Source organism: Castellaniella daejeonensis (assembly GCF_039523555.1).
GTDB classification, from domain to species: domain Bacteria; phylum Pseudomonadota; class Gammaproteobacteria; order Burkholderiales; family Burkholderiaceae_B; genus Castellaniella; species Castellaniella daejeonensis.
In genome coordinates this window covers 159,293-181,911 of the sequence record NZ_BAAAFN010000011.1, presented here as the reverse complement: position 1 = coordinate 181,911, position 22,619 = coordinate 159,293, and the positions used below count along the sequence as shown (strand labels likewise).

Sequence of the window (22,619 nt, the reverse complement as noted above, 5' to 3'; positions counted from 1 at the left end):
GAGATTTCCATCCCATGTCCATCTATTCCATGTGGGGAGCCTTCGAGATCGGGCTGATTTTCGGCCTGGTCGCGCTGGGCGTCCTCATTTCATTCCGCGTGCTGAACTTCCCCGACCTGACGGTGGACGGCAGCTTTCCGCTGGGCGGCGCCACGGCGGCCATCCTGATTCACCACGGCACGGATCCTTTCCTGGCGACCGGCGTGGCCACCCTGGCAGCCGGCTTCGCCGGCATGGTGACGGGCTGGCTCAACGTCCGGCTGAAGATCATGGACCTGCTCGCCAGCATCCTGATGATGATCGCCCTGTATTCGATCAATCTGCGCGTCATGGATGCGCCCAACGTACCGCTGATCACCGATCCCACCGTCTTCACCCTGCTGCAGCCCGCAAGCCTCGAGGATTATGTCGCACGGCCGCTGATCCTGCTGGCACTGGTGGTGATCGTGAAGCTGCTGCTCGACTGGTTCTTCGCCACCCAGGTGGGCCTGGCGATGCGCTCGACCGGATCGAACCCGCGCATGGCGCGCGCGCAGGGCATCCGCACCGGCAACATGGTCCTGCTGGGCATGGCGATTTCCAATGCCCTGTGTGGCCTGGCCGGCGCGCTGTTCGCCCAGTCGCAGGGCGGGGCCGACATCTCCATGGGCATCGGTACCATCGTCATCGGCCTGGCCGCCGTCATCATCGGGGAATCGATCCTGCCCAGCCGCCGCCTGATGGTGGCGACGCTGGCCGTGGTGATCGGAGCCGTGCTCTACCGGTTCTTCATCGCACTGGCGCTGAATGCGGACTTCGTGGGCCTGAAGGCCCAGGATCTGAATCTGGTCACGGCGGTGCTGGTCACGGTTGCCCTGGTGATCCCGCTTGCCAAGCAGCGCCTGCGCAAAAAGAAGGCCTAGGGCCTGTACACACGAAGAGGCCCCGATATGCTGAGCGCCCAGAACCTGCATCTGACTTTCAATCCCGGCACGCCGATCGAAACCCAGGCACTGCGCGGGATGTCGCTGGACATCCCCGCCGGGCAGTTCGTCACCGTGATCGGCTCCAACGGCGCCGGAAAATCCACCTTCCTGAACGCCATTTCCGGCGAGCAAACGGTGGACAGCGGTGTCATTCTCATCGACGGCGAGGACGTCACGCAACAGCCAGTCTGGGATCGCGCGCGCAAAGTGGCACGCGTCTTCCAGGATCCGATGGCCGGCACCTGCGAGAATCTGACCATCGAAGAAAACATGTCCCTGGCCCTGGGCCGGGGGCAATTCCGCAGCCTGCGCCAGGCGGTGCGCGAAGAAATGCGCGTGCTTTTCCGCGAGCGCCTGGCCATGCTGGGGCTGGGGCTGGAGAACCGCCTGACCGACCGCATCGGCCTGTTGTCGGGCGGCCAGCGCCAGGCCGTCAGCCTGCTGATGGCGGCGCTGCGTCCTTCCCGCATCCTGCTGCTGGACGAGCATACGGCGGCGCTGGATCCCCGTACCGCCCAGTTCGTGCTGGACCTGACCGTCCGCATCGTGGCCGAGCACGGCCTGACCACGATGATGGTCACCCACAGCATGCGTCAGGCGCTGGACGTGGGCGACCGCACCGTCATGCTGCACCAGGGCAGGGTGGTGCTCGACGTCGCGGGAGATACCCGCCGCGGGCTGGAAGTCCCCGACCTGCTCGCCATGTTCGAAAAGGTGCGCGGCGAAGAACTAGCCGACGACTCCCTGCTGTTGGGATGAGGCAGGACAAGAAAGGGTCCCTGCGGACCCTTGTGTGCCTGCCGAATCGGAGCCGCTTGCAAGCGGCGACGTGGGGGAGCTGCAGCGATCTGAGAAAGGGTCCCTGCGGACCCTTGTGTGCCTGCCGAATCGGAGCCGCTTGCAAGCGGCGACGTGGGGGAGCTGCAGCGATCTGAGAAAGGGTCCCTGCGGACCCTTGTGTGCCTGCCGAATCGGATCGCTGCCTAGGCAAAAAACTTTTTGACAAAAAAAGCACTGATTGTCAAAATGCGCGAATGTCTCCCAAGCTGAATCCCGAAACCATGCTCGCGCGGCGCGCCAAGATACTGGACGCAGCGCGCTGGTGCTTTCTGAATTTCGGCTTTTCCCGCAGTTCCCTGAGCGATATCGCCCAGCGTGCGGGCATTTCCCGCACGCTGCTCTATCGCAGCTTCAAAGATAAGGAAGACCTGTTCATCCAGGTCTTCGACGACTGGATGCTTTCGCGCCTGCCGCTGGCCATGGATGCGGTGCGGGCGGCCGGAACGCCGCGCGAGCGCCTGTTCGCCGTCTGCCGGTGCGTACTGCTGGAGCCCTGGTCGGAAATGGAAGCCGCGCCCATGTCCAGCGAGTTCCTGGAGGTCTGCCAGGGTCTGAGCCCTGAGGTCGCCGGCCGGCACCGCGCATGTCTGCTGGAATGCCTGAACCAGGTGTTCGACGACCCCGAGGTCGCACTGGTCTTCCTGCTGGCCCTGGAGGGCCTGCTCGAGGACAAACCCCGCCTGGACGTGCTGGAGCACCGGGTCCACATTCTGGTGGATCATTTCACGGCGGACGGGCCATGAGCCATGGAGTCGGCCGGGTCGTCGGATTGCAGGGTTTTCCCCTTATACTTTTGGCTTGCCCGCGGGGCCGGCGATCCCGGTTCCGGCATGACCGGGCGGCCATCTCTTGCTTCACCCAATCGAAAAATCAACGTTTCCGGAGCTTTTCCTATGGCCTTTAATCGACTGTCCGCCGGCAGGGTCCTGCGACCGCTGGCGCTGGTGTCGCTGCTGACCCTGGCTGCTTGCTCGGGCGAGCCTCAGCAGGGGATGGAAGGCATGAAAGTCCCGGTCAGCGTGATCCAGGTCCAGCCCCAGGCTGCGGTCGTCAACACCGAGCTCCCCGGCCGCGTGCAGGCGATCGAAGACGCCGAGATTCGCGCCCGGGTCACCGGCATCGTCCAGTCCATCGACTTCGAGCAGGGCAGTACGGTCAAGGCCGGCCAGCTGTTGTTCACCATCGACCCCGCTCCGTACAAGGCAGCCCGTGACCAGGCCGCTGCGCAGCTGAAGAACGCCCAGGCGTCGGCGCATACCGCGCGCCTGCTGGCGCAGCGTTACACCGCGTTGATCAAGCAGCACGCAGTCAGCCAGCAGGATTACGACAATGCCGTCGCCCAGGCGCGTCAGGCCGAAGCGGCGGTTGCCGCAGCCCAGGCCGCCCTGGAAGCGGCCCAGATCAACCTGGACTACACCCGGGTGACCTCGCCCATCGACGGGCGCATCGGCAAGGCCCTGGTGACCGTGGGGGCGCTGGTCAGCGCCACGTCCGCCACATCGCTGGCGACCGTGCACCGCCTGGACCAGGTCTACGTCGACATCACCCAGCCGGTGGCGCAGATCGCCACCTTGCGCCGGCAGATGGCCGACGGCATCGTCAAGCCGGACGCCAACGGCGACGCCAAGGCCGAAGTCCTGCTGGAAGACGGTGATACCTACCGCCATTCCGGCAAGTTGCTGTTCTCGGGCGTGGCGGTCGATCCCGGCACGGGCCAGGTGAACCTGCGGGCATTGTTCCCCAATCCCGAACAGATCCTGCTGCCCGGCCTGTACGTGCGCGTGCGCCTGGTCCAGGGTGTGGACCAGCAGGCTCTGGTGATTCCCGAGCAGGCCATCCAGCGCACTGCCGACGGCAACAGCACGGTCGTCCTGATCAAGGACGGCAAGGCGGTCTTCACGCCGGTCCAGGTCGGTCCGCGCACCGAAAAGGGCTACATCATCTACCAGGGCATCCAGGCGGGTGACCAGCTGATGGTCGAGGGATTCCAGAAGGTTCGTCCGGGCGCTCCGGTCCAGCCCATGCCCTGGAAGGCCCAGGGCGGCCAGGCGGGGCAGGGTGCAGGGCAGCCGCCCGCCGCGGGTGGCCAGCCGGGCGCTGAAAAGCCCGCCGGCGCTGAAGCGCCCGACAGCGGCAAGCCTGCCGAAGGCCAGGCACACTGATCCGGCTCCGGCCGCCCGACAATCCCCCGGATTCCACGCGAGCTCTCATGCCACAGTTTTTCATCGAACGACCGATCTTCGCCTGGGTGGTGGCGCTGGCCATCGCCCTGGCGGGCATCATGGCCATCCCCAACATGGCCGTGTCGCAGTACCCCGACGTGGCGCCGCCCACGGTGAACATCAATGCCACCTACCCGGGTGCTTCCGCCACCGAGGTCGCCACCAGCGTCGCCAGCGTCATCGAAAACGAGCTGAACGGGGCCAAGGGCCTGCTCTACTATGAATCGGTCAGCGATTCCAACGGGCAGGCCGAGATCACCGTTACCTTCGCGCCTGGCACGGACGCCGACCTGGCCCAGGTCGACGTGCAGAACCGTCTGTCCAACGCGACGGCCAAGCTGCCCGCGGCCGTGACGCAGCAAGGCCTGAAGGTCAGCCAGTCGAACTCCGGCTTCCTGATGGTGGTCACGCTTTCGTCCAAGGACGGCTCCATCGACCAGTACGCGCTGGCCGACTACATCACGCGCAACATCCAGAACCCGATGTCGCGGGTCAAGGGCGTGGGCAAGTTCCAGCTCTTTGCCGCCAGCCGCGCCATGCGGATCTGGGTCGATCCGCAGAAGCTGGTCGGCTACGGGCTGAGCATGTCGCAGGTCAACAGCGCCCTGGCGTCGCAGAACATCGTCATTTCCGGCGGCCTTCTGGGCTCGCCGCCGAACCCCGACAGCCAGCGCACGGTGGCCCCCCTGACCGTGAACGGCCAGCTCACCACGCCGGAAGAATTCGGTGACATCATCCTGCGGGCCAATCCGGACGGTTCGGCGGTGCGCGTCCGCGACGTCGCACGGGTCGAACTCGGTTCGGACAACTATCAGTTCGGCGCCCGGCTGAACGGCAAGCCGACGGCGGCCTTCGCCCTGTCGCTGACGCCTTCGGCCAATGCCCTGGAAACGGCCAAGCTGGCAAAGGCCAAGATGGCCGAGCTGGCCCAGTTCTTCCCCGACAACATCACCTACCAGATTCCCTACGATACTTCGCCCTACATCGACCTTTCCATCGAGCAGGTGGTCCATACCCTGTTCGAGGCCATGGTGCTGGTGTTCGTGGTGATGTTCGTGTTCCTGCAGAACGTGCGCTACACGCTGATTCCCGCGCTGGTGGTGCCGGTGGCCATGATGGGGGCCTTCACCGTCATGCTGGCCCTGGGTTTCTCCATCAATGTGCTGACCATGTTCGCCATGGTGCTGGCCATCGGGATTCTGGTGGACGACGCCATCGTGGTGGTGGAAAACGTCGAACGCATCATGGCCGAGGAAGGCCTGTCGCCTAAGGAAGCCACGAAAAAGGCCATGCCGCAGATCAGCGGCGCCATCGTCGGCATCACGCTGGTGCTGACCACGGTGTTCCTGCCGCTGGCCTTCATGACCGGCTCGGTGGGCGTGATCTACCGGCAGTTCTCCGTGGCCATGGCGGTGTCGATCCTGTTCTCGGCCCTGCTGGCGCTCAGTTTCACCCCGGCGCTGTGCGCCACGCTGCTCAAGCCGATCCCGAAGGGCCACCATGAGTCCAAGCGAGGCTTTTTCGGCTGGTTCAATCGCAGTTTCGATCGCACCACGCGGGGCTACACCCATTGGGTGGCGCGCAGCCTGAAGCGTTCCCTGCGCATGATGGTGGTGTTCGCCCTGCTGGTGGGCGTGCTGGGCTGGATGTACCTGCGCCTGCCCACGTCGTTCCTGCCCGAAGAAGACCAGGGCTACGTGATCGCCAACATCGAACTGCCCTCGGGCGCCTCGTCCAACCGCACGGTGGAAATCATCGAGCAGGTCGAGAAATACTTCATGGCCCTGCCGCAGGTGGCCAACATCATTGCCGTCCAGGGTTTCAGCTTCAACGGCAACGGCCTGAATGCCGCCATTGCCTTCGTGCCGCTGAAGGACTTCTCCGAACGAAAGGGGCCGGGCGATTCCGCGCAGGCGATCTCCGGCACCGCCATGGGCAGGCTGCTGTTCGGCCTGCCGGACTCCATGGTGATCTCCATCACGCCGCCGGCCATCTCCTCGCTGGGCAATGCCTCGGGCTTCGATCTGCGCCTGGAAGACCGCAGCGGCGTGGGCAGCGATGCCCTGCAGGCGGCTTCCCAGCAGCTGCTGCAGCTCGCCTCGCAAAGCCCCATCCTCACCGGCACGCGCATCACCGGCCTGGGGCCGGGACCGCAGCTGAAAGTGGAAATCGACCGTACCAAGGCCGCCGCCCTGGGGGTGGATTTCTCCGAGGCCGCGAACCTGATTTCCACTGCGATCGGCTCGTCCTACGTCGGCAAGTTCACCAACCAGGGCTGGGTGCAGAATGTCTGGGTCCAGGCGGATCAGAACGCCCGCATGAACCCGGATGACATCCTGAGGCTCAACGCCCGCAATGCCAACGGCGAGATGGTGCCGCTGTCTTCGTTCGTGTCCCTGGAGTGGACGCGCGGCCCCGTCCAGGTGGTGCGCTACAACGGGTATGAATCCATCCGCATCGGCGGTTCGGCCGCGCCGGGCTATTCCACCGGTCAGGCCATGGCCGAAATGGAGCGCCTGATTGCCCAGTTGCCGCCGGGCCTGGGATATGAATGGACCGGCCTGTCCTACCAGGAAATCCAGGCGGGCAGCCAGTCCGCGATTCTCATGGGCCTGTCGATCCTGGTGGTCTTCATGGTGCTGGCCGCCCTGTACGAAAGCTGGGCCATCCCGCTGTCGGTGATGCTGGCCGTGCCGCTGGGCATGCTGGGCGCCGTGCTGCTCAGCAGCTTGATGGGCAAGGACAACGATGTGTACTTCATGGTCGGGATGGTGACCGTGATCGGCCTGGCGGCAAAGAACGCCATCCTGATCGTGGAGTTCGCCAAGGACCTGTACGCCAGCGGCGCCGGCCTGGCCGAATCGGCCATCGAGGCCGCGCGGCTGCGCTTCCGCCCGATCCTGATGACCTCGTTCGCCTTCATCCTGGGTGTGGTGCCCCTGGTGATGGCCAACGGCGCGGGCGCCGCCAGCCAGAATGCGGTTGGCCTGGGGGTGCTGGGCGGCATGCTGGCGGCCACGCCGCTGGCCGTGCTCTTCGTGCCGACTTTCTTCGTGGTGATTCTGAAATTGTTCAAGACCAAGCCGAAACTGCTGGGCCACCAGGCGCCGCACATCCCCGCCGCAGGCGAATCCGGTTCGGGAGACCAGGCATGATGACTCGACGACTCCCCATGCGCGTCCTGACCGTTTCCGTGCTGGGCCTTGCCCTGGGCGCCTGCTCTCTGGCACCCACCTATCACCGGCCGGCTGCGCCGGTGCCCGACAGCTTTCCAGTGACGGCGGGCGATGCCGGCCAGGCCGCGCTGCCGGCCTGGCGGGATTTCTTCCAGGATCCCAGGCTGCAGGCGCTGATCGATCTGGCCCTGAAGAACAATCGCGATCTGCGCATTGCCGTGGATCGTGTCGAAGAGGCCCGCGCCCAGTTCGGCATCGTCCAGAGCGACCGGCTGCCGACCATCGGCGCACAGGGCACAGGGCAGGTCACCCGCACCCCGGCCGACATGCGCAATGGCGGGGCCGACTCCAAGTCGGTCAACCGCAGCTATGTCGCGGGCGTGGGCATGACGGCCTTCGAACTGGACTTCTTCGGCCGTGTGCGCAATCTCAGCGAGGCCGCCTACCAGTCCTACCTGTCCACCGACCAGGCACGCCGCACGGTCCAGTTGGGCCTGATCGCCCAGACCGCGGAAGCCTACTTCCGTCTGCGCTCGGCCCAGGCCCTGCTCGAGCTGATGGACAAGACCCTGGAAGCCCGCAAGGGGACTCTGGAACTGGTCCAGTCCCGCTTCGACGTGGGAGTGGCCTCCGACCTGGATCTGGCCCAGGCCCAGGCCCAGTACGACACGGTGCGCGCCGATCGCATTGCCACCGAGCGCGCCATGGCGCAAGCGGGCAACGCCCTGCAGCTGATCCTGGGCACGCCGGTTCCCGACGGCCTGCCGGAGCCCCTGCCGTTCGGGCGCGGGCAACTGCTGCAATCGCTGCCGGCGGGGCTGCCTTCGCAATTGCTGGAACGCCGTCCCGACATCGTCGGGGCCGAGCACGACCTGATGGCGGCCAATGCCCAGATCGGGGCCGCCCGCGCCGCCTTCTTCCCGCGCATCACCCTGACCGGGCTGCTCGGTTTCGCCAGTCCCGAACTCGACGCCCTGTTCGGCGGCAGTCATCGCTACTGGCAGTTTTCACCGCAGATCCAGATACCGCTGTTCTCGGGCGGGGTCAAGGGCAACCTGGATCTGGCCAAGGCGCGCAGCAACATCGCCGTGTCGGCCTACGAGAAAACCATCCAGACGGCCTTCCGCGAGGTTGCCGACGGGCTGGCGGGCGAGGCCACCTACAGCCGTCAGCTGGATGCACTGCGCGCCACCGAAGAATCCGCGCTCAAGGCGCTCAATCTGGCCCAGATCCGCTACGAGACCGGTGTGGACAGCTTCCTGCAGGTGCAATCCGCCCAGATCGCCCTGTACGGGGTGCAGCAGCAGTTCATCCAGCTGGGCACCGACGCGCTGTTCAACCGCGTGGAACTCTACAAGGCGCTGGGCGGGGGCTGGTCGGTCGACGACCTGCCGGAGGCATCCTGATGGAACTGGGCGTCAACATCGATCACGTCGCCACCTTGCGCCAGCAGCGCCTGACGACGTATCCCGATCCTCTGCAGGCCGCGCTGCGCGCCGAGGATGCCGGCGCCGACCTGATCACCCTGCACCTGCGGGAAGACCGGCGCCACATCCAGGATGCCGACGTGCGTGCCATACGGCCGGCCCTGCGCACGCGCATGAACCTGGAATGCGCCATCACGCCGGACATGCTGGCGATCGCCTGCGACATCCGTCCCCAGGACGTCTGCCTGGTGCCGGAAAACCGTCGCGAATTGACAACCGAGGGTGGCCTGGACGTGGTCGGCCGCTATGATGAAGTCGCGGCCGCCGTAGCGCGTCTGCATGATGCCGGCATCCGCGTGTCCCTGTTCATCGATCCCGAGGCAGAGCAGATCGCTGCCGCTGCGCGCACCGGAGCCCGGGTGATCGAGCTGCATACCGGCGCCTATGCCGACGCTCCCGACGCCGGGCTGCGCGCCGCGCAGCTGGAACGCCTGCGTGCCGCCATCGCCGTTGGCGTGGGCGAAGGCCTCCGGGTCAATGCGGGTCATGGTCTGCATTACGACAATGTCGAGCCCATCGCCGCCATGCCGGGGATTTCCGAGCTGAACATCGGCCACGCCATTGTGGCCCAGGCCGTGTTCGATGGCTGGGAACCCGCAATCCGGCGCATGAAGGCCCTGATGGTCAGGGCGTCCTGTCCTTAATGTATCGTGGATAGCCAGGAGCCTTTTCCATGTCTGCTTTCTTTGATGTGCTTCTTGGCCGGCAGTCGGTCAAGTTCGTCCAGGCGCCCGGTCCGACCGACGAGCAACTGGACCTGATCCTGCAGGCGGCCCTGCGCGCGCCCGATCATGGCGCCGTCAGGCCCTGGCGCTTCGTCCTGGTGCGTGGCGCCGACGTGCCTGCCCTGGTCGACGTGGGGGTGCGGGCCGGTATTGCCGCGGGCACGCCCCTGCCGCAACCCAAGGTGGACAATGCCCGCAAGTGGCTGTCCAAGGTGCCGTTGGTCATCGCCCTGGGCTGCCGTCCGGATCCTTCCGGCCGCATTCCCGAACACGAAAGCCTGCTGGCCGTCGGCGCGGCGGCGATGAACATGCTCAATGCCGCCCATGCCCTTGGCCTGGGCGCTTTCTGGAGCACCGGCATCGGCGTCTACCTGGACGGCGTCGGCGAAGCCCTGGGTTTCGATGCCCTGGACGAGCGCTTCATGGGCTACCTGGCCATTGGAACGCCCATCGACACGCCCGATCCGGTCCAGCGGCCCGACTGGCGGGATCACGTGTCGGAGTGGCACGCTCCGGCACCGGCCTGAGCCCGCGCGCCGTCCTCAATGCCGTCGAGTATCGGGCATTCGGGCCGGTCGTCGCCGTGGCAGCGCTGCGCCAGTTCGCGCAGGGTTGCCGCCATGCTGCGCAGCAGGGCGGCCTTGGCTTCCAGTGCATCGATATGTGCCAGGGCCAGGTGCTTGACTTCCGCGCTGGCGCGGCCTCGGTCGCGCCACAGTCCTGTCAGTTCCGCGATCTGCTTCAGCGAAAACCCCAGGTCGCGGGCGCTGCGGATGAAACGCAGCGCATGCAGGTCGGCTTCGCCGTATTGCCGATACCCGGCCGCGCTGCGGGCCTGTGGGACGAACAGCCCTTCCTGCTCATAGTAGCGGATCATCTTGGGGCTCAGCCCGGTGCGGGCAGAGGCCTCGCCGATCGTGAGCGGTCCTTGGGCGCGAGCGCTGGCGCGGCGTGAGCGGGATTCAGCCATGCTGGTTCTCCAGGGGCAGCCATTTCAGGCGCAGGGCATTGATGACGACGAAGACGCTGGACAGGGCCATGGCGGCGGCGCCCAGCATGGGAGAGAGCTGCAGCCCGGTGAAGGGGTACAGGGCGCCGGCCGCCACCGGAATCAGCGCGGCATTGTAGGCAAAGGCCCAGAACAGGTTCTGGCCGATGTTGCGCAAGGTCAGCCGCGACAGCGCGATGGCGCGGGCCACCGAGTTCAGATCCTCGTTCATCAGTACCACGTCGGCCGATTCGATGGCCACATCGGTGCCCTGGCCGATTGCGATGCCGACATCGGCGGTCGCCAGGGCGGGTGCGTCATTGATGCCATCGCCCACGAAGGCCAGGGTACCGGCGTCGCGCTGCAGCCCGCGCAGGATTTCAGCCTTGTGTTCGGGCAGGGTCTGGGCATGGACGATGTCGATGCCCAGCTCGCCGGCCACGGCCTGGGCAGCGGCTGTGTGGTCGCCGGTGATCAGCGCGGTCTTCAGTCCCAGGGCATGCAGGCGGTCGATGGCCTCGCGGGCCCCTGGCCGCAGGCTGTCGGCCACCCCCAGTATCCCCGCCAGCCGGCCATCTCTTGCCGCCAGGAAGACCGTCTTTCCCTGGCCCGCCAGTGCCTGGATCCGTGCCGTGACGCCGGCCTCGACCGGCACGCCGCTGTTGCGCATCAGGGGTTCATTGCCCAGCAGCCAGTCGTGGCCATCGACCCGGCCGCGTACGCCGGCGCCGGTCAGTGCCTCGAATCCTTCCACGGGCGACAGGGGCAGCGACTCCGTCCTGGCAGCATCCAGCAGCGCATGCGCGATGGGGTGTTCGGATGCGCTTTGCACCGAGGCTACCGCCGCGAGCAGGGTGGGGCAGTCCAGGCTGCCGTCCAGGGGCTGCGCATCGCTGAGCGCCGGGCGGCCCACGGTCAGTGTGCCTGTCTTGTCGAAGGCCGCCACGCGGACATTGCGCAGGCGCTGCAGGGCATCGCCCTGGCGGAACACGATGCCCAGGCCCGCCGCGCGCCCCGTGGCCACCATGATCGAAATCGGCGTGGCCAGCCCCATGGCGCAGGGGCAGGCGATGATCAGCACCGCCACGCCGGCGATCAGGGCGTGCGTCAGGCGGGGCTCGGGCCCCCAGAGCAGCCAGCCCAGGAAGGCCAGCACGGCCAGCACCATGACGGCCGGCACGAACCAGCCGGTGACCCGGTCCACCAGACGCTGGATGGGCAGCTTGGCACCCTGCGTCTGTTCGACCAGACGGATGATGTGGGCCAGCACCGTGTCGGCCCCGACCTGCGTGGCGCGCATCACCAGGCTGCCCTGGGTGTTCAGCGTGCCGCCGATCAGGCGGTCGCCCGCGCGGCGTGCCACGGGCATGGGTTCGCCCGTGATCATGGATTCATCCACCCAGGACTCGCCCTCGAGCACCGCACCGTCGACCGGGATCTTCTCGCCGGGCCGCACCCGCACTTCGTCGCCGACGGCCAGTGCATCGATCTGCAGTTCGATCCAGTCGCCGTCGCGCCGTGCCCAGGCCGTGCGCGGCTGCAGGCCGATCAGGTGACGGATGGCCGAGCCCGCGCGGCCCCGGGCACGGGCTTCCAGCCAGCGGCCCAGCAGGATCAGTGTGGCGACGACGGCGGCAGCCTCGAAATACAGATGGCGGGCCGTGTCCGGGAAAAGGGCGGGTGCCACCGTGACCAGCGTGGAATACAGCCAGGCGCTGCCCGCACCCAGTGCGACCAGCGTGTTCATGTCCGGTCCCAGGTGCCTCAATGCCCTGAAACCGCGTGTGAAGAAAGTGCGGCCCGGCCCGGCCAGCACTGCGGTGGCGAGCGCGAACTCGGCCCAGGCCAGCCATTGCGGATCGATCCGGGAATGGATCGCGTGATGCAGGGCGGGAATCAGGTGTCCACCCATTTCGATCAGGAACACCGGCAGCGTCAAGGCCAGGGCCAGCAGGAAGCGCCGTCCGGCAACGGCATCTTCTTCCGCTTCGCCGCCCGCCGCAGGGCTTTCGCGGCTGATCAGGCGCGCCTGGTAGCCGCGCTTTTCGACGGCGGCGACCAGTGCGCCGGGATCGGCGCCCTCGGCCGACAGGGTGACGTGGGCACGGCGCGTCGCCAGGTTGACGCTGGCCTGGGCCACGCCGGGAACCTTGCCCAGGGCCGTTTCGACCCTGCGCACGCAGGACGCGCAGGTCATGCCCTCGACTTCCAGGTCGAGCGTGGGTGGAGTGGGCAGGGTGGACATGGATGGGCTCCGGTTCATCAGGCTGATTGTAGGATGGGGCTTGACCTTATGGTAAGGTCAAGCCCCATCCATGCTGCCGGGTGCGCCACAGTGTTGTCCGGAGTCGGCAGCCGTCACCGGCCGACCAGGGCCTAGGCCTGGCAGCTGGCCGCCGGCTCGGGCTGCTGCCGTACGCGCAGGGAAATCAGCAGGGCCGCCGTGATCAGCGTCATGCCGCCCAGGCCGAACACCCCTGACGCGCCTCCCAGACTCAGGACCATGCCGCCGCCTCCCGCGCCCAGGGCGATCGCGACCTGGATGGCGGCGACCAGCAATCCGCCGCCGCTTTCGGGCTCGTCGGGTATCGTCTGGGCGACCCAGTTTGACCAGGCGACCGGCACCGTGCCGAATGCGAAACCCCAGACGGCGATCAGGGCGCCGACCAACCAGGGGGCTCCGGTCGTGCTGCTCAGCACGATGCCGATCGCACCGATCGCCAGGGGGGGCAACGCCATGGTCAGCCGCATATTGCGCTCCAGCATGAAGCCGCCGAAGTACGTGCCGGCATAGTTGGCCACGCCGAATCCCAGCAGCATGGCCGAGACGGAGGCGATTGCCACCCCGGTCACGTTTTCCAGAAAAGGCCGCACATAGGTGAACAGGGCGAAGTGGCCGCTGAATACCAGCAGGACGGCGAGCAGGCCCGCCGCGACGCGCGGTCTGCGTGCCACCCGCAGCAGGGTCGACAGGCTGCCGTGGCCACGCGGCTCCAGGCTCGGCAAGGTGAAGAACTGGACGGCCAGAGCCAGCACGCCGAGTCCTGCCGCCAGCAGGAACACCGGGCGCCAGCCGATCACCGCGCCCAGGTAGCTGCCCACTGGCGCGGCGAAGATCGTTGCCGCGGCCACGCCGCTGACCATGATGGACAGGCCCCTGGGAACGAGGGGCTCGGGCACCAGGCGCATGACGATGGCCGTGGACATGGCCCAGAAGCCACCCAGGGCCGCACCCAGCAGCATCCGCCCCAGCAGGAGGGCAAGGTAGCCGGGCGCATAGGCGACCAGCAGGTTGGAGACGACCAGCAGCGCGGAAAGCCCCATCATCACGTGGCGGCGGTTCAAGGCGCGGGTGAAGGATGACACCAGCAGGCTGGCTGCGAAGGCCAGGATGGCCGTGGTGGAAATGGCCTGGCCGGCCAGGCTTTCCGTGATACCCAGGTCGGCCGCCATGGGCGTGAGCAGGCTGATCGGCAGGAATTCCGCCGTCACCAGCCCGAAGACGCCCAGCATCATGGAAACGACGGCGCCCCAGTACGCCACAGTCCGGCCGGTGGGCCCCCCAGCCGCTTCCGCATCCAGGCTGTCCGCCTTCTGGGCGATGGCGGTTCCGATGCCTGCGGATCCGCCCGTCACCGATATGTTTCTGTCTGTCGTGGTCATCTTGTCCAACTATATGTATAGTGATCGATATAAAATGCTAAATTGACATCCTTGCCAGTGTCAATGAATTTTTTATTGATCGATACAATTATCATGGCCCCTCGTGGACGACCTCTTTCCTTCGACCGGAATGCCGCGTTGCTGACCGCCATGGACCTGTTCCAGCGGCATGGGTACGAAGGCACCTCGATCGCGGATCTCACCCGTGCGATCGGCATTTCCGCGCCCAGTCTCTACAATGCGTTCGGCGACAAGGAAAGCCTGTTCAAGGAAGCGGTCGAGCACTATGTCGCGCACGATGGCGGTGCCTCGCTGCGTGCATTGCGCCAGCACCCGGGCAGTGCCAGGGAAGCGGTCGGAGCCATGCTGCAGGCCGCCACGAGACGGTCGGGGTGCGGAGAGGGCCGTGGATGCCTGGTGGTGCTGGGTGCCGCGAATTGCGGCGAAGAAAACCAGCGCATGGACGATTTCCTCAAGAGCTACCGGCTGGCGACTGTCGAGACCATCCATCGGCGGCTCGTCCAGGCCCAGGCCGATGGCGAACTGTCCGCCGAAACAGACACGCGTGCCCTGGCCTGCTTTTATGCCACCGTCCTGAACGGGATCGCCATCCAGGTGAAGGATGGTGCACCCTCCAGCGTGCTCGCCGCCGTGGCCGAAGCCGCGATGCGGGCCTGGCCCGAGCCGGTGGGCCGCCAGCCGCGGCGCGGCAGCGCTTGAGCTTCCCTCCATGTCAAGGCACAAGATGCCGATCATCCCTTTTCCAGGAGCCCTTTTCATGAAGACCGAATTCATCGTTTCAGACATGACCTGCAATCATTGCGTGCAGACCATCACCCGGGCCGTGCGGGATGTCGCCCCGGATGCGGCCGTGCAGATCGATCTGGCGGCGCATCGCGTCGCGATCGAATCGTCCGCAGACGCGGCGGTCTTGCGTGCCGCGATCGCGGAGGAAGGCTACGACGTCCAGCCGGGTTGAAACCCGTGTTGCGCATCCCCGGCGCGTCCCGGGCCGAGCCCGGCGGCATGAATATCTCTTCCAGCAAGGAATGAAAGGTGAATGACTCAGTGATCGACTGCGATGTCGCGATCATCGGCGCCGGCTCGGCCGGTTTGCCGGCCTACCGCGAAGTCCTCAGGGCCGGCCTCAGGCCTCTGCTGATCGAGGGCGGGCCGCACGGCACCATGTGCGCCCGGGTGGGCTGCATGCCGTCGAAGCTGCTGATCGCAGCGGCCCAGGCGGTGGCCGACATGCGTCATGCCGACGGTTTCGGCATCCGCATGGATGCTCCGCCGCGTGTGGACGGCGCGGCCGTGATGGATCGCGTGCGGCGCGAGCGCGACCGTTTCGTGGGGTTCGTGGTGGATGACGTCCAGGCCATGCCGGCCGATCATCGGCTCGATTCCCCCGTGGAGTTCCTGCGCGATGGCGTGCTGCGGGCCGGCGATGGCCGCGAGGTGCATGCCCGGCGCATCATCCTGGCGACCGGCACGCGGCCGAACGTGCCGGACCTGTACCAGCCGTTGGGCGATCTGGCGATCGTGAACGACGACGTGTTCGACTGGCACGACCTGCCGCGCAGCGTGCTGGTCGTCGGCTCCGGAGTGATCGGGGTGGAGCTGGGCCTGGCGCTGGCGCGCCTGGGCGTACGGGTGCGGGTGCTGAACCGTTCCGACAGCTTTGCCCATTTGTCCGATCCCCGGGTGCGGGCCGTTGCGGTCGATCTGCTGGCACCCGAACTGTCGCTGGTGCAGCGCGCCCGGGTCGTCACTGTGCGCCGTGAAGGCGACCAGGCCGTGGTGGGCTGGTCGGCGGACGGCGGCCCCGAGACGGTCGAGCGCTTCGACCGCGTGCTGTTGACGGCCGGCCGCAGCCCGGCCCTGGATGCGCTTCACCTGGAACGCACCACGATGCCGCTGGACGAACGCGGCCGGCCGCGCTTCGATCCGGCCACGCTGCAGGTCCACGGACAGCCGGTGTTCATGGCGGGTGACGTCACCGGCCGCCATGCCATCCAGCACGAGGCATCCGACGATGGCCGGGTGGCAGGCCGCAATGCCGCAGCCTGGCCCGACGTGCGCGCGTTGCCGCGCCGCGCCCCCATGGCGGTGGTGTTCAGCGATCCGCAGATCATGCAGGTGGGTGGCGGCCATGCCGCGCTGGACGATCCCGATGCGGTTGCCATCGGCGAAGTCGACTGGACGCGCCAGGGCCGTTCACGGGTCATGCTGCGCAATCGGGGCCTGCTGCGCGTCTACATGCGGAAATCCGACCAGGGCTTCCTGGGAGCGGAAATGGTGGGGCCGGATGCCGAGCACGTCGCCCACCTGCTGGCCTGGGCCCTGCAGATGAAGCTGACGGTACCGGACATGCTGAACCTGCCGTTCTATCATCCGACCATCGAAGAGGGCATCCGCACGGCGCTGCGCGACGCCGTGCGGCAGTCTGCGGCCTAGTGCAGCAGCGGCTTCAGGGCGGCGAGCAGCTCTTCCTGGGACTCGCCGTCGGCGGCCAGCCATACGGCCTTGCCCTTCTGGTCGAAGGCGTAGATGCCCCGGCTGTGGGCGACTGCGTAGGGTGCGTCCGGGTGCTCGGGATCGGGGCTTTGGATCTGGTAGGCGACCCGGTAGCGGCGGGCGAGCGCCGCAATGGCCTTTTCGTCGCCCGTCAGGCCGATCGCATGGGGATCGAACTGATCCACGTAGGCCTGCAGGATGTCGGGCGTGTCGCGGTGAGGATCGACGCTGACGAACAGGATGCGCACCTGGTCGGCCTGGGGGCCCAGGGCTTCGGTCACCTGGGCCAGCTGGGCCATGGTCGTCGGGCAGATGTCGGGGCAACTGGCGTAGCCGAAGAACATCAGCACCACCTTGTCGGCAAATGCCTGCTGGGTGACGGTCGTGCCGCCCGCGCCCTGGAGCGAGAATTTCAGATCGGGCAGGAAGCCGCGCACCGGATGGACGGCGGCCAGGGACAGCCCCAGGCTGCCCGCCCACAAGGCCAGGCCTGCCAGAAAATGCCGTGCGAGGCGGCTTTTGTTGCCGCCGGACCGGGTTGCAGCGTGGGTGGATGGCTGGCGCATGTCACGTCTCCACCAGGCCGCTATGTCGCAGCAGCGCGTCGATGCTGGGATCACGGCCGCGGAAGGCCCTGAAGGATTCGGCAGCCGGGCGTGAACCGCCGACGGCGATGATCTCGTCCAGATAACGGCGGCTGGTGGCCGGGTCGAACACGTCGCGCGTGCCATCCGGCCCTGGCCTGGCGGCTTCCTCGAAGGCGGCGAAGGCGTCCGCCGAGAGGACTTCGGCCCACTTGTAACTGTAGTAGCCGGCGCCGTAGCCGCCCGCGAACAGGTGCGAGAAGGCGTGCGGGAAACGGTGCCAGGCGGGAGGAATCAGCAGCGCCACTTCCTGGCGGACCTGGTCCAGGGTGTCCAGCACTTCGCTGATCGACAGGCCGCTGGTCCGGGTGTGGATCAGCATGTCGAACAGCGCGAATTCAACCTGGCGCAGGGTCTGCAGGCCGCTCTGGAAGTTGCGGGCGGCGATCATCCTGTCGTACAGGTCTCGGGGCAGGGGGGCGCCGGTATCCACGTGGCGGGTAAGGGACTGCAGCACATCCCATTCCCAGCAGAAATTTTCCATGAACTGCGAAGGCAGCTCGATGGCGTCCCATTCGACGGCGGCAAAGGCCGCTGCACCGGGATCGTCCACGCGCGACAGCAGCGTATGCATGGCGTGGCCGCTTTCGTGGAACAGGGTGATCACATCGTCATGGGACAGCAGGGCTTCGCGGCCGTCCTGAGGCGAGGGGAAATTGCAGGTCAGCCATGCCAGGGGCGTGTGCAGGCACTCGCCGTGCACGCGGCGGCTGCGCTCGCTGTCCACCCAGGCGCCACCCTGCTTGCCGGGACGGGCGTACAGGTCCACGCCCAGGCGGCCGAGCTCCCGGCCTTCGGCATCCAGCACGCGGTAGATGCGGGCATCGGCGTGCCAGGCCGGCACGTCTGAGACTTCCAGGCGCGCGCCGAACAGGGTATGGATGACCCGGAACAGCCCGTTCAGCACCTGGGACTCGGTGAAGTAGGGACGCAGTTCCTCGTCGGAATAGGCGTAGCGGCTTTCACGCAGGCGTTCCGAAGCGTAGGCGATATCCCAGGGTTCCAGGGGCTCGATTCCGAGTTCGCGCGCAGCGAAGGCACGTAATTCGTCCAGATCGCGCTGGGCGCTGGGCCGGGCGCGGGTGGCAAGCTCGCGCAGGAAGTCCAGCACCTGGCCGGCGCTGTCGGCCATGCGGGTTTCCAGGCGCAGGCTGGCGAAATCCGTGTGGCCCAGTAGGGCGGCTTCCTCGGCCCTCAGGGCCAGCAGCGACTCGATGGATTCGGAGTTGTCGAAGGCCGGATCGCCCTGGTCCGAGGCCCGGGTGGCATGCGCGCGGTACAGCGTCTGGCGCAGCTCGCGATCCCGGGCGTGCAGCATGACCGGCAGGTAGCAGGGCATGTGCAGCGTCAGTTTCCAGCCGGTTTCGCCTGCCGTCCTGGCGGCCTGGGCCGCGGCGGCGATGACGTCGGCGGGCAGGCCGTCCAGGCAGGTTTCGTCGGTGATCAGCAGGGACCAGCCGTCGGTGGCGTCGAGCACGTTTTCGGAAAACTTCTGGGACACTTGCGCCTGCAGTTCGGCATTGCGGGCGTAGGTCTCGCGTGCGGCGCCTTCCAGTTCGACCCCGCTCAGGCGGAAATCGCGCAGCGCCAGTTCGACGATGCGGCGGCGGGCCGGAGTCAGCCCGGCAAACGCAGGGCTTGCCTTCAGTGCGCGATAACGTTCGTACAGGCCGCGATGCAGCCCCACCCAGGTGGAGAATTCGCTCATCAGCGGCAGGCAGGCGTTGTAGGCGGCCCGCAGCTCGGGCGTGTTGACCACGCTGTTCAGGTGCCCGGCGATGGCCCAGGCGCGGTGCAGGCGCTCGGAAGGCGTTTCGACGGCTTCGACCAGATTGTTCCAGTCTGGCGGTTCGGTGCAGGCGGCGGCAGTCTCGATCGCAGCGCGCGAGGCTTCGATCAGCTCGCGTACGGCGGGTTCGATATGCTCGGGCCTGACGGCGGCGTAGTCCACGAATGCCTCGGCCGGGACGAGGAGAGGGTTGCCGGCAGTGCGGGTGCTGTTCATGCGAGCCAAGATGGGGATTGCACCCCTGTTTTTCAAGAGCGGGAACCGCCGGGTGGGGCGCCGGCCCGCTCCCCGGAATCGGGACGGGCGGCGGCGCTGACGGCATGCCGTCCCGGGCTGCGAAGCCCGCCTGCCGCCCGGTTTATTCGGCGCTTCCCCGCTGAGTGCGTTCGGCAGCCTCGATGGTGTTGACCAGCAGCATGGCGATGGTCATGGGGCCCACGCCTCCGGGCACGGGCGTGATGGCAGAGGCGACCGCCGCTGCCGAATCGAAGTCCACGTCGCCGACCAGCTTGCCCGACTCCAGCCGGTTGATGCCCACGTCGATCACGACCGCGCCCGGCTTGATCATGTCCCCCGTGACGATGCCCGGCTTGCCCGTGGCGACCACCAGCACGTCGGCCCGGCGGGTCTGCGCGCCCAGGTCGCGGGTCTTGGAATTGCACAGCGTCACGGTGGCGCCGGCCGCCAGCAGCAGCATGGCCATGGGTTTGCCGACGATGTTGCTGGCCCCCACGATCACGGCCTCGGCGCCACGCAGGGAGACGTTTTCCGATTCCAGCATCTTCATCACGCCGTAGGGCGTGCAGGGGCGGAACAGGGGACGGCCGGTCATCAGCAGGCCGGCATTGCTGACATGGAATCCGTCCACGTCCTTGGCCGCGCTGATGGTCTCGATCACCAGGCCGGTGTCGATGTGCCCCGGCAGGGGCAGCTGGACCAGGATGCCGTGAATGGCCGGATCGGCGTTGAGCGCCTCGATGACGTCCAGCAGTTCGCCTTCGGGCGTGTCGGCGGCCAGCGGGATGACGCGCGAATGCATGCCGGCCGCCGTGCAGGCGGCGGCCTTGTTGCGCACGTAGACCTGGGAGGCGGGATCCTCGCCGACCAGCACGACCGCCAGCCCCGGCGTGATGCCCTGGGCCTTGAGTGCGCGCACGCGTTCTGCCACCTCGCCGCGCACCCGGGCGGACAGGGCCTTGCCGTCGATGATGCGAGCGCTCATGTCAGGCTTCCTCGGCGCGGGCCAGGGCGATCTTCATCAGATCTGCAACGGTGGTGACCTCGAGCTTTTCCATGATGTTGGCGCGGTGCGCTTCGACGGTCTTGATGCTGATGTTCAGGTCGCCGGCGATCTGCTTGTTCAGGCGGCCGGCCACGATGCGTTCCAGCACCTGCTGTTCGCGGGCCGTGAGCCGGCTGAGCACGGCCTGCTGGTCGCGCTGGGCGTGGGCTTCGCGCACGCGTTCGCGGGCCTGTTCCAGCATGCTGGCCACCAGGGCGCGCAGGTCGGCTTCGTTGAAGGGCTTTTCCAGGAAGTCCACGGCGCCCTTTTTCATGGTGGAGACCGCCATCGGCACGTCGCCGTGCCCCGTGATGAACACGATGGGCAGCGGCGCCTTGCGGGCGATCAGGGTTTCCTGCAGTTCCAGCCCGCTCATGCCGGGCATGCGGATGTCGGCGATCAGCACGCCGACCTGCTCGGGATCGTAGGCGGCGAGGAATTCTTCGGCCCCCGCGAAGCTGCGTACGTTGTAGCCGTTGGCTTCGAGCAGCCAGCGCAGGGAATCGCGAACCGCTTCGTCGTCATCGACGATGTAGATGGTGCTGGAGAGTTGGGTGTCGCTCATGCGTGCTGTTCCTCCGTGATGTCCGTGGTCTGGGAGCGGGGCGGGGCCTTGGGCAGGGTGAAGCGGAATATGGTCCCGCCTTCCGGATTGGGACTGGCCCACAGGCGCCCGTGATGCGATTCGATGATGGTACGGCAAATGTTCAGACCCATGCCCAGGCCTTCGGACTTGGTGCTGTAGAAGGGCTCGAAAAGCCGTTCCGGATTGCGCAGGCCATGGCCGTGATCGATGACGGCGATTTCGACCAGGGGGGGCTGATCGGTGATCCGCAAGTGCAGGCTGCGGCATTCGCTGTGTTCCATGGCCTCGACGCCGTTCTTCAGCAGGTTCAGCAGGACCTGCTCGATGAGGATGGGGTCAGCCAGGACTTCGGGCATGGGATCGGGCAGGTTCTGGACGATCTCGATGCTGCGCTTGCGGGCGTCGATATCGGCGAATCCGACGGCGTTCTCCACGATCCGGCCCAGGCCCACGGCCTGGCGCCGCGGCTCGCTGCGCTTCACGAATTCGCGGATGCGGCTGATGATCTTGCCGGCACGCTCGGCCTGCTGGGAGGCCTTTTCCAGGGCCTGGATCAGCGATTCGGTGGAGGCCTTGCCCGACTTGAGCATCGCCACGGCCGCCATATTGTAGTTACTGATGGCCGTCAGCGGCTGGTTCAGTTCGTGCGCCAGGGACGAGGCCATTTCGCCCATCGTGGTCAGGCGGCTGGTGAGCTGGGCCTTTTCCTGCTGGATGCGGGATTCTTCCTCGTGCTTGCGGCGTTCGGTGATGTCGCGCGCCACCTGCAGGCGCACGCGGCGGGAATCGGTCCAGGCCAGCATCCGGTGGTGGACCTCGAACCAGCGCTGGGCCGTGGGCGAGAACAGCTCCATGGTCTCGTCGGTGAACCGGCCCAGGCGGCCGCCCAGCAGTTCCGAGTGGCCGCCGGTCTGGGCGCCGAACAGGCGCCGGTAGGTGCGGTTGGCAAACAGCAGTTCCAGGCCCTCGGGCGTATCGGCCACGACGGAGATCGCATCGTCCAGGCCTTCGAGCACGGTCATGAAGCGCTCGTGCGCGGCGGTCAGGGCTTCGCGGATGCGCTTGGGCTCCGTGATGTCGGTCATGGATGTCATCCAGCCGATCTGCTCGCCCTTGGGGTCGCGCAGGGGCGAGACGTACATGCGCGCGGTGAAGCGCGAGCCGTCGCGCCGCTGGGCCTCGATTTCCAGGCCGCTGCTGGGAGTGCGGCCCGACAGCAGCTGGGCCAGGGTCTCGCGGTGATGGTCGTGGCGCCCCGGCAGCCAGTAGGGGAAGGGGGCCGTGCGCCCGATCAGGTCGGCCTCGTTCCAGCCGATCATGCGGCAGAACGCCGGGTTCACATAGGCGATGCGGCCCTGCATGTCGAACACGCGCATGCCGGTGGACATGGAATTTTCCATGGCGCGCCGGAAGCCGGTCTCGGCGATCAGGGCGGCCTCGGCCTGGGTGCGGAAGCGCGTGTAGCGCCACAGCGCCAGCAGGCTGAATACGATCACCAGCGACAGGGCGAACACCACCATCATCAGGCGCTGCTGGCGGGTTTCCTGATCGATGGTGACGAACATCACGCTGTCGCTTTGCAGGCGCTGCAGCCAGATGAAGGCGCCCATGACGCAGAGATAGAGCACGAGCACGATCGCCGGCGTCAGCCAGTACAGGCGGCGACTGTGCCGAGCATGCTCGTAAAACGTCGTCGGAATCAGGGACTTGCGATTCGAGGAAGCCATGGACGTGA

19 protein-coding genes are annotated in these 22,619 nt (G+C 67.0%); 11 read left to right on the top strand and 8 right to left on the bottom strand.

The genetic code is table 11. The annotated features are described in order from the left end of the window. The first annotated feature begins 14 nt into the window (after positions 1–14). From ABD022_RS07985 to ABD022_RS07950, 8 genes are all read left to right on the top strand, one after another. Positions 15–902: an ABC transporter permease gene (locus tag ABD022_RS07985; RefSeq protein WP_343820802.1), complete on the top strand. Its 888-nt coding sequence runs from the start codon at positions 15–17 to the stop codon at positions 900–902. A 27-nt stretch (positions 903–929) separates the two neighbouring features. Continuing rightward, positions 930–1,724 carry an ABC transporter ATP-binding protein gene (locus ABD022_RS07980; RefSeq protein WP_343820801.1) on the top strand — a complete coding sequence of 265 codons (795 nt, stop codon included), beginning with the start codon at positions 930–932 and terminating at the stop codon, positions 1,722–1,724. A gap of 275 nt (positions 1,725–1,999) precedes the next feature. Next, complete coding sequence (locus ABD022_RS07975; RefSeq protein ID WP_325124814.1) at positions 2,000–2,548, top strand: TetR/AcrR family transcriptional regulator; 549 nt, start codon at positions 2,000–2,002, stop codon at positions 2,546–2,548. Between the two features lie 150 nt (positions 2,549–2,698). Beyond that, positions 2,699–3,967, top strand: coding sequence for an efflux RND transporter periplasmic adaptor subunit (locus ABD022_RS07970; protein ID WP_414647430.1), 1,269 nt, complete (start codon positions 2,699–2,701; stop codon positions 3,965–3,967). Positions 3,968–4,014: 47 nt separating this feature from the next. Continuing rightward, positions 4,015–7,182, top strand: a complete 3,168-nt coding sequence (locus tag ABD022_RS07965) for an efflux RND transporter permease subunit (protein ID WP_325124812.1) — start codon at positions 4,015–4,017, stop codon at positions 7,180–7,182. Continuing rightward, the gene (locus tag ABD022_RS07960) at positions 7,179–8,609 is read left to right on the top strand and encodes an efflux transporter outer membrane subunit (RefSeq protein ID WP_343820799.1); all 1,431 of its coding nucleotides are present in this window, start codon (positions 7,179–7,181) and stop codon (positions 8,607–8,609) included. The genes ABD022_RS07965 and ABD022_RS07960 overlap by 4 nt, the downstream gene beginning before the upstream one ends. Then, positions 8,606–9,334 carry a pyridoxine 5'-phosphate synthase gene (gene pdxJ / locus ABD022_RS07955; RefSeq protein ID WP_325124927.1) on the top strand — a complete coding sequence of 243 codons (729 nt, stop codon included), beginning with the start codon at positions 8,606–8,608 and terminating at the stop codon, positions 9,332–9,334. The genes ABD022_RS07960 and pdxJ overlap by 4 nt, the downstream gene beginning before the upstream one ends. Before the next feature lie 29 nt (positions 9,335–9,363). After that, positions 9,364–9,942 carry a nitroreductase family protein gene (locus ABD022_RS07950; protein ID WP_325124807.1) on the top strand — a complete coding sequence of 193 codons (579 nt, stop codon included), beginning with the start codon at positions 9,364–9,366 and terminating at the stop codon, positions 9,940–9,942. Here ABD022_RS07950 and ABD022_RS07945 read toward each other — a convergent pair. From ABD022_RS07945 to ABD022_RS07935, 3 genes are all read right to left on the bottom strand, one after another. Next, positions 9,906–10,385 carry a MerR family transcriptional regulator gene (locus tag ABD022_RS07945; protein ID WP_325124805.1) on the bottom strand — a complete coding sequence of 160 codons (480 nt, stop codon included), beginning with the start codon at positions 10,383–10,385 and terminating at the stop codon, positions 9,906–9,908. The two genes, ABD022_RS07950 and ABD022_RS07945, sit on opposite strands and share 37 nt — an antisense overlap. Continuing rightward, on the bottom strand, positions 10,378–12,648 hold the full coding sequence (locus tag ABD022_RS07940; RefSeq protein ID WP_343820797.1) for a heavy metal translocating P-type ATPase: 2,271 nt from the start codon (positions 12,646–12,648) through the stop codon (positions 10,378–10,380). The genes ABD022_RS07945 and ABD022_RS07940 overlap by 8 nt, the downstream gene beginning before the upstream one ends. Positions 12,649–12,779: 131 nt before the next feature. Next, positions 12,780–13,985, bottom strand: a complete 1,206-nt coding sequence (locus ABD022_RS07935) for an MFS transporter (RefSeq protein ID WP_425545212.1) — start codon at positions 13,983–13,985, stop codon at positions 12,780–12,782. A gap of 174 nt (positions 13,986–14,159) precedes the next feature. Here ABD022_RS07935 and ABD022_RS07930 point away from each other — a divergent pair, with 174 nt between their 5' ends. The 3 genes from ABD022_RS07930 (at position 14,160) to ABD022_RS07920 (ending at position 16,523) form a co-directional block, all read left to right on the top strand. After that, positions 14,160–14,786: a TetR/AcrR family transcriptional regulator gene (locus ABD022_RS07930; protein ID WP_325124798.1), complete on the top strand. Its 627-nt coding sequence runs from the start codon at positions 14,160–14,162 to the stop codon at positions 14,784–14,786. A 58-nt stretch (positions 14,787–14,844) separates the two neighbouring features. Continuing rightward, positions 14,845–15,045, top strand: coding sequence for a heavy-metal-associated domain-containing protein (locus tag ABD022_RS07925; RefSeq protein ID WP_325124796.1), 201 nt, complete (start codon positions 14,845–14,847; stop codon positions 15,043–15,045). Between the two features lie 77 nt (positions 15,046–15,122). Continuing rightward, positions 15,123–16,523, top strand: a complete 1,401-nt coding sequence (locus tag ABD022_RS07920) for a dihydrolipoyl dehydrogenase (RefSeq protein ID WP_325124794.1) — start codon at positions 15,123–15,125, stop codon at positions 16,521–16,523. On the opposite strand, the gene ABD022_RS07915 is transcribed toward ABD022_RS07920, so the two are convergent. The 5 genes from ABD022_RS07915 to ABD022_RS07895 all read right to left on the bottom strand — a co-directional run bounded on the left by ABD022_RS07915 (position 16,520) and on the right by ABD022_RS07895 (position 22,611). Beyond that, entirely contained in the window at positions 16,520–17,149 is a 630-nt protein-coding gene (locus ABD022_RS07915) for an SCO family protein (RefSeq protein ID WP_343820793.1), read from the bottom strand. The two genes, ABD022_RS07920 and ABD022_RS07915, sit on opposite strands and share 4 nt — an antisense overlap. 1 nt (position 17,150) lies before the next feature. After that, positions 17,151–19,232, bottom strand: coding sequence for a M3 family metallopeptidase (locus ABD022_RS07910; protein ID WP_343820792.1), 2,082 nt, complete (start codon positions 19,230–19,232; stop codon positions 17,151–17,153). Between the two features lie 142 nt (positions 19,233–19,374). Continuing rightward, positions 19,375–20,238, bottom strand: a complete 864-nt coding sequence (gene folD, locus ABD022_RS07905; RefSeq protein ID WP_325124788.1) for a bifunctional methylenetetrahydrofolate dehydrogenase/methenyltetrahydrofolate cyclohydrolase FolD — start codon at positions 20,236–20,238, stop codon at positions 19,375–19,377. 1 nt (position 20,239) lies between these two features. Continuing rightward, positions 20,240–20,863: a response regulator transcription factor gene (locus ABD022_RS07900; protein WP_325124785.1), complete on the bottom strand. Its 624-nt coding sequence runs from the start codon at positions 20,861–20,863 to the stop codon at positions 20,240–20,242. Next, complete coding sequence (locus ABD022_RS07895; RefSeq protein ID WP_325124783.1) at positions 20,860–22,611, bottom strand: PAS domain-containing sensor histidine kinase; 1,752 nt, start codon at positions 22,609–22,611, stop codon at positions 20,860–20,862. Before ABD022_RS07895 ends, ABD022_RS07900 begins: the two co-directional genes overlap by 4 nt. Between the last annotated feature and the right edge of the window lie 8 nt (positions 22,612–22,619).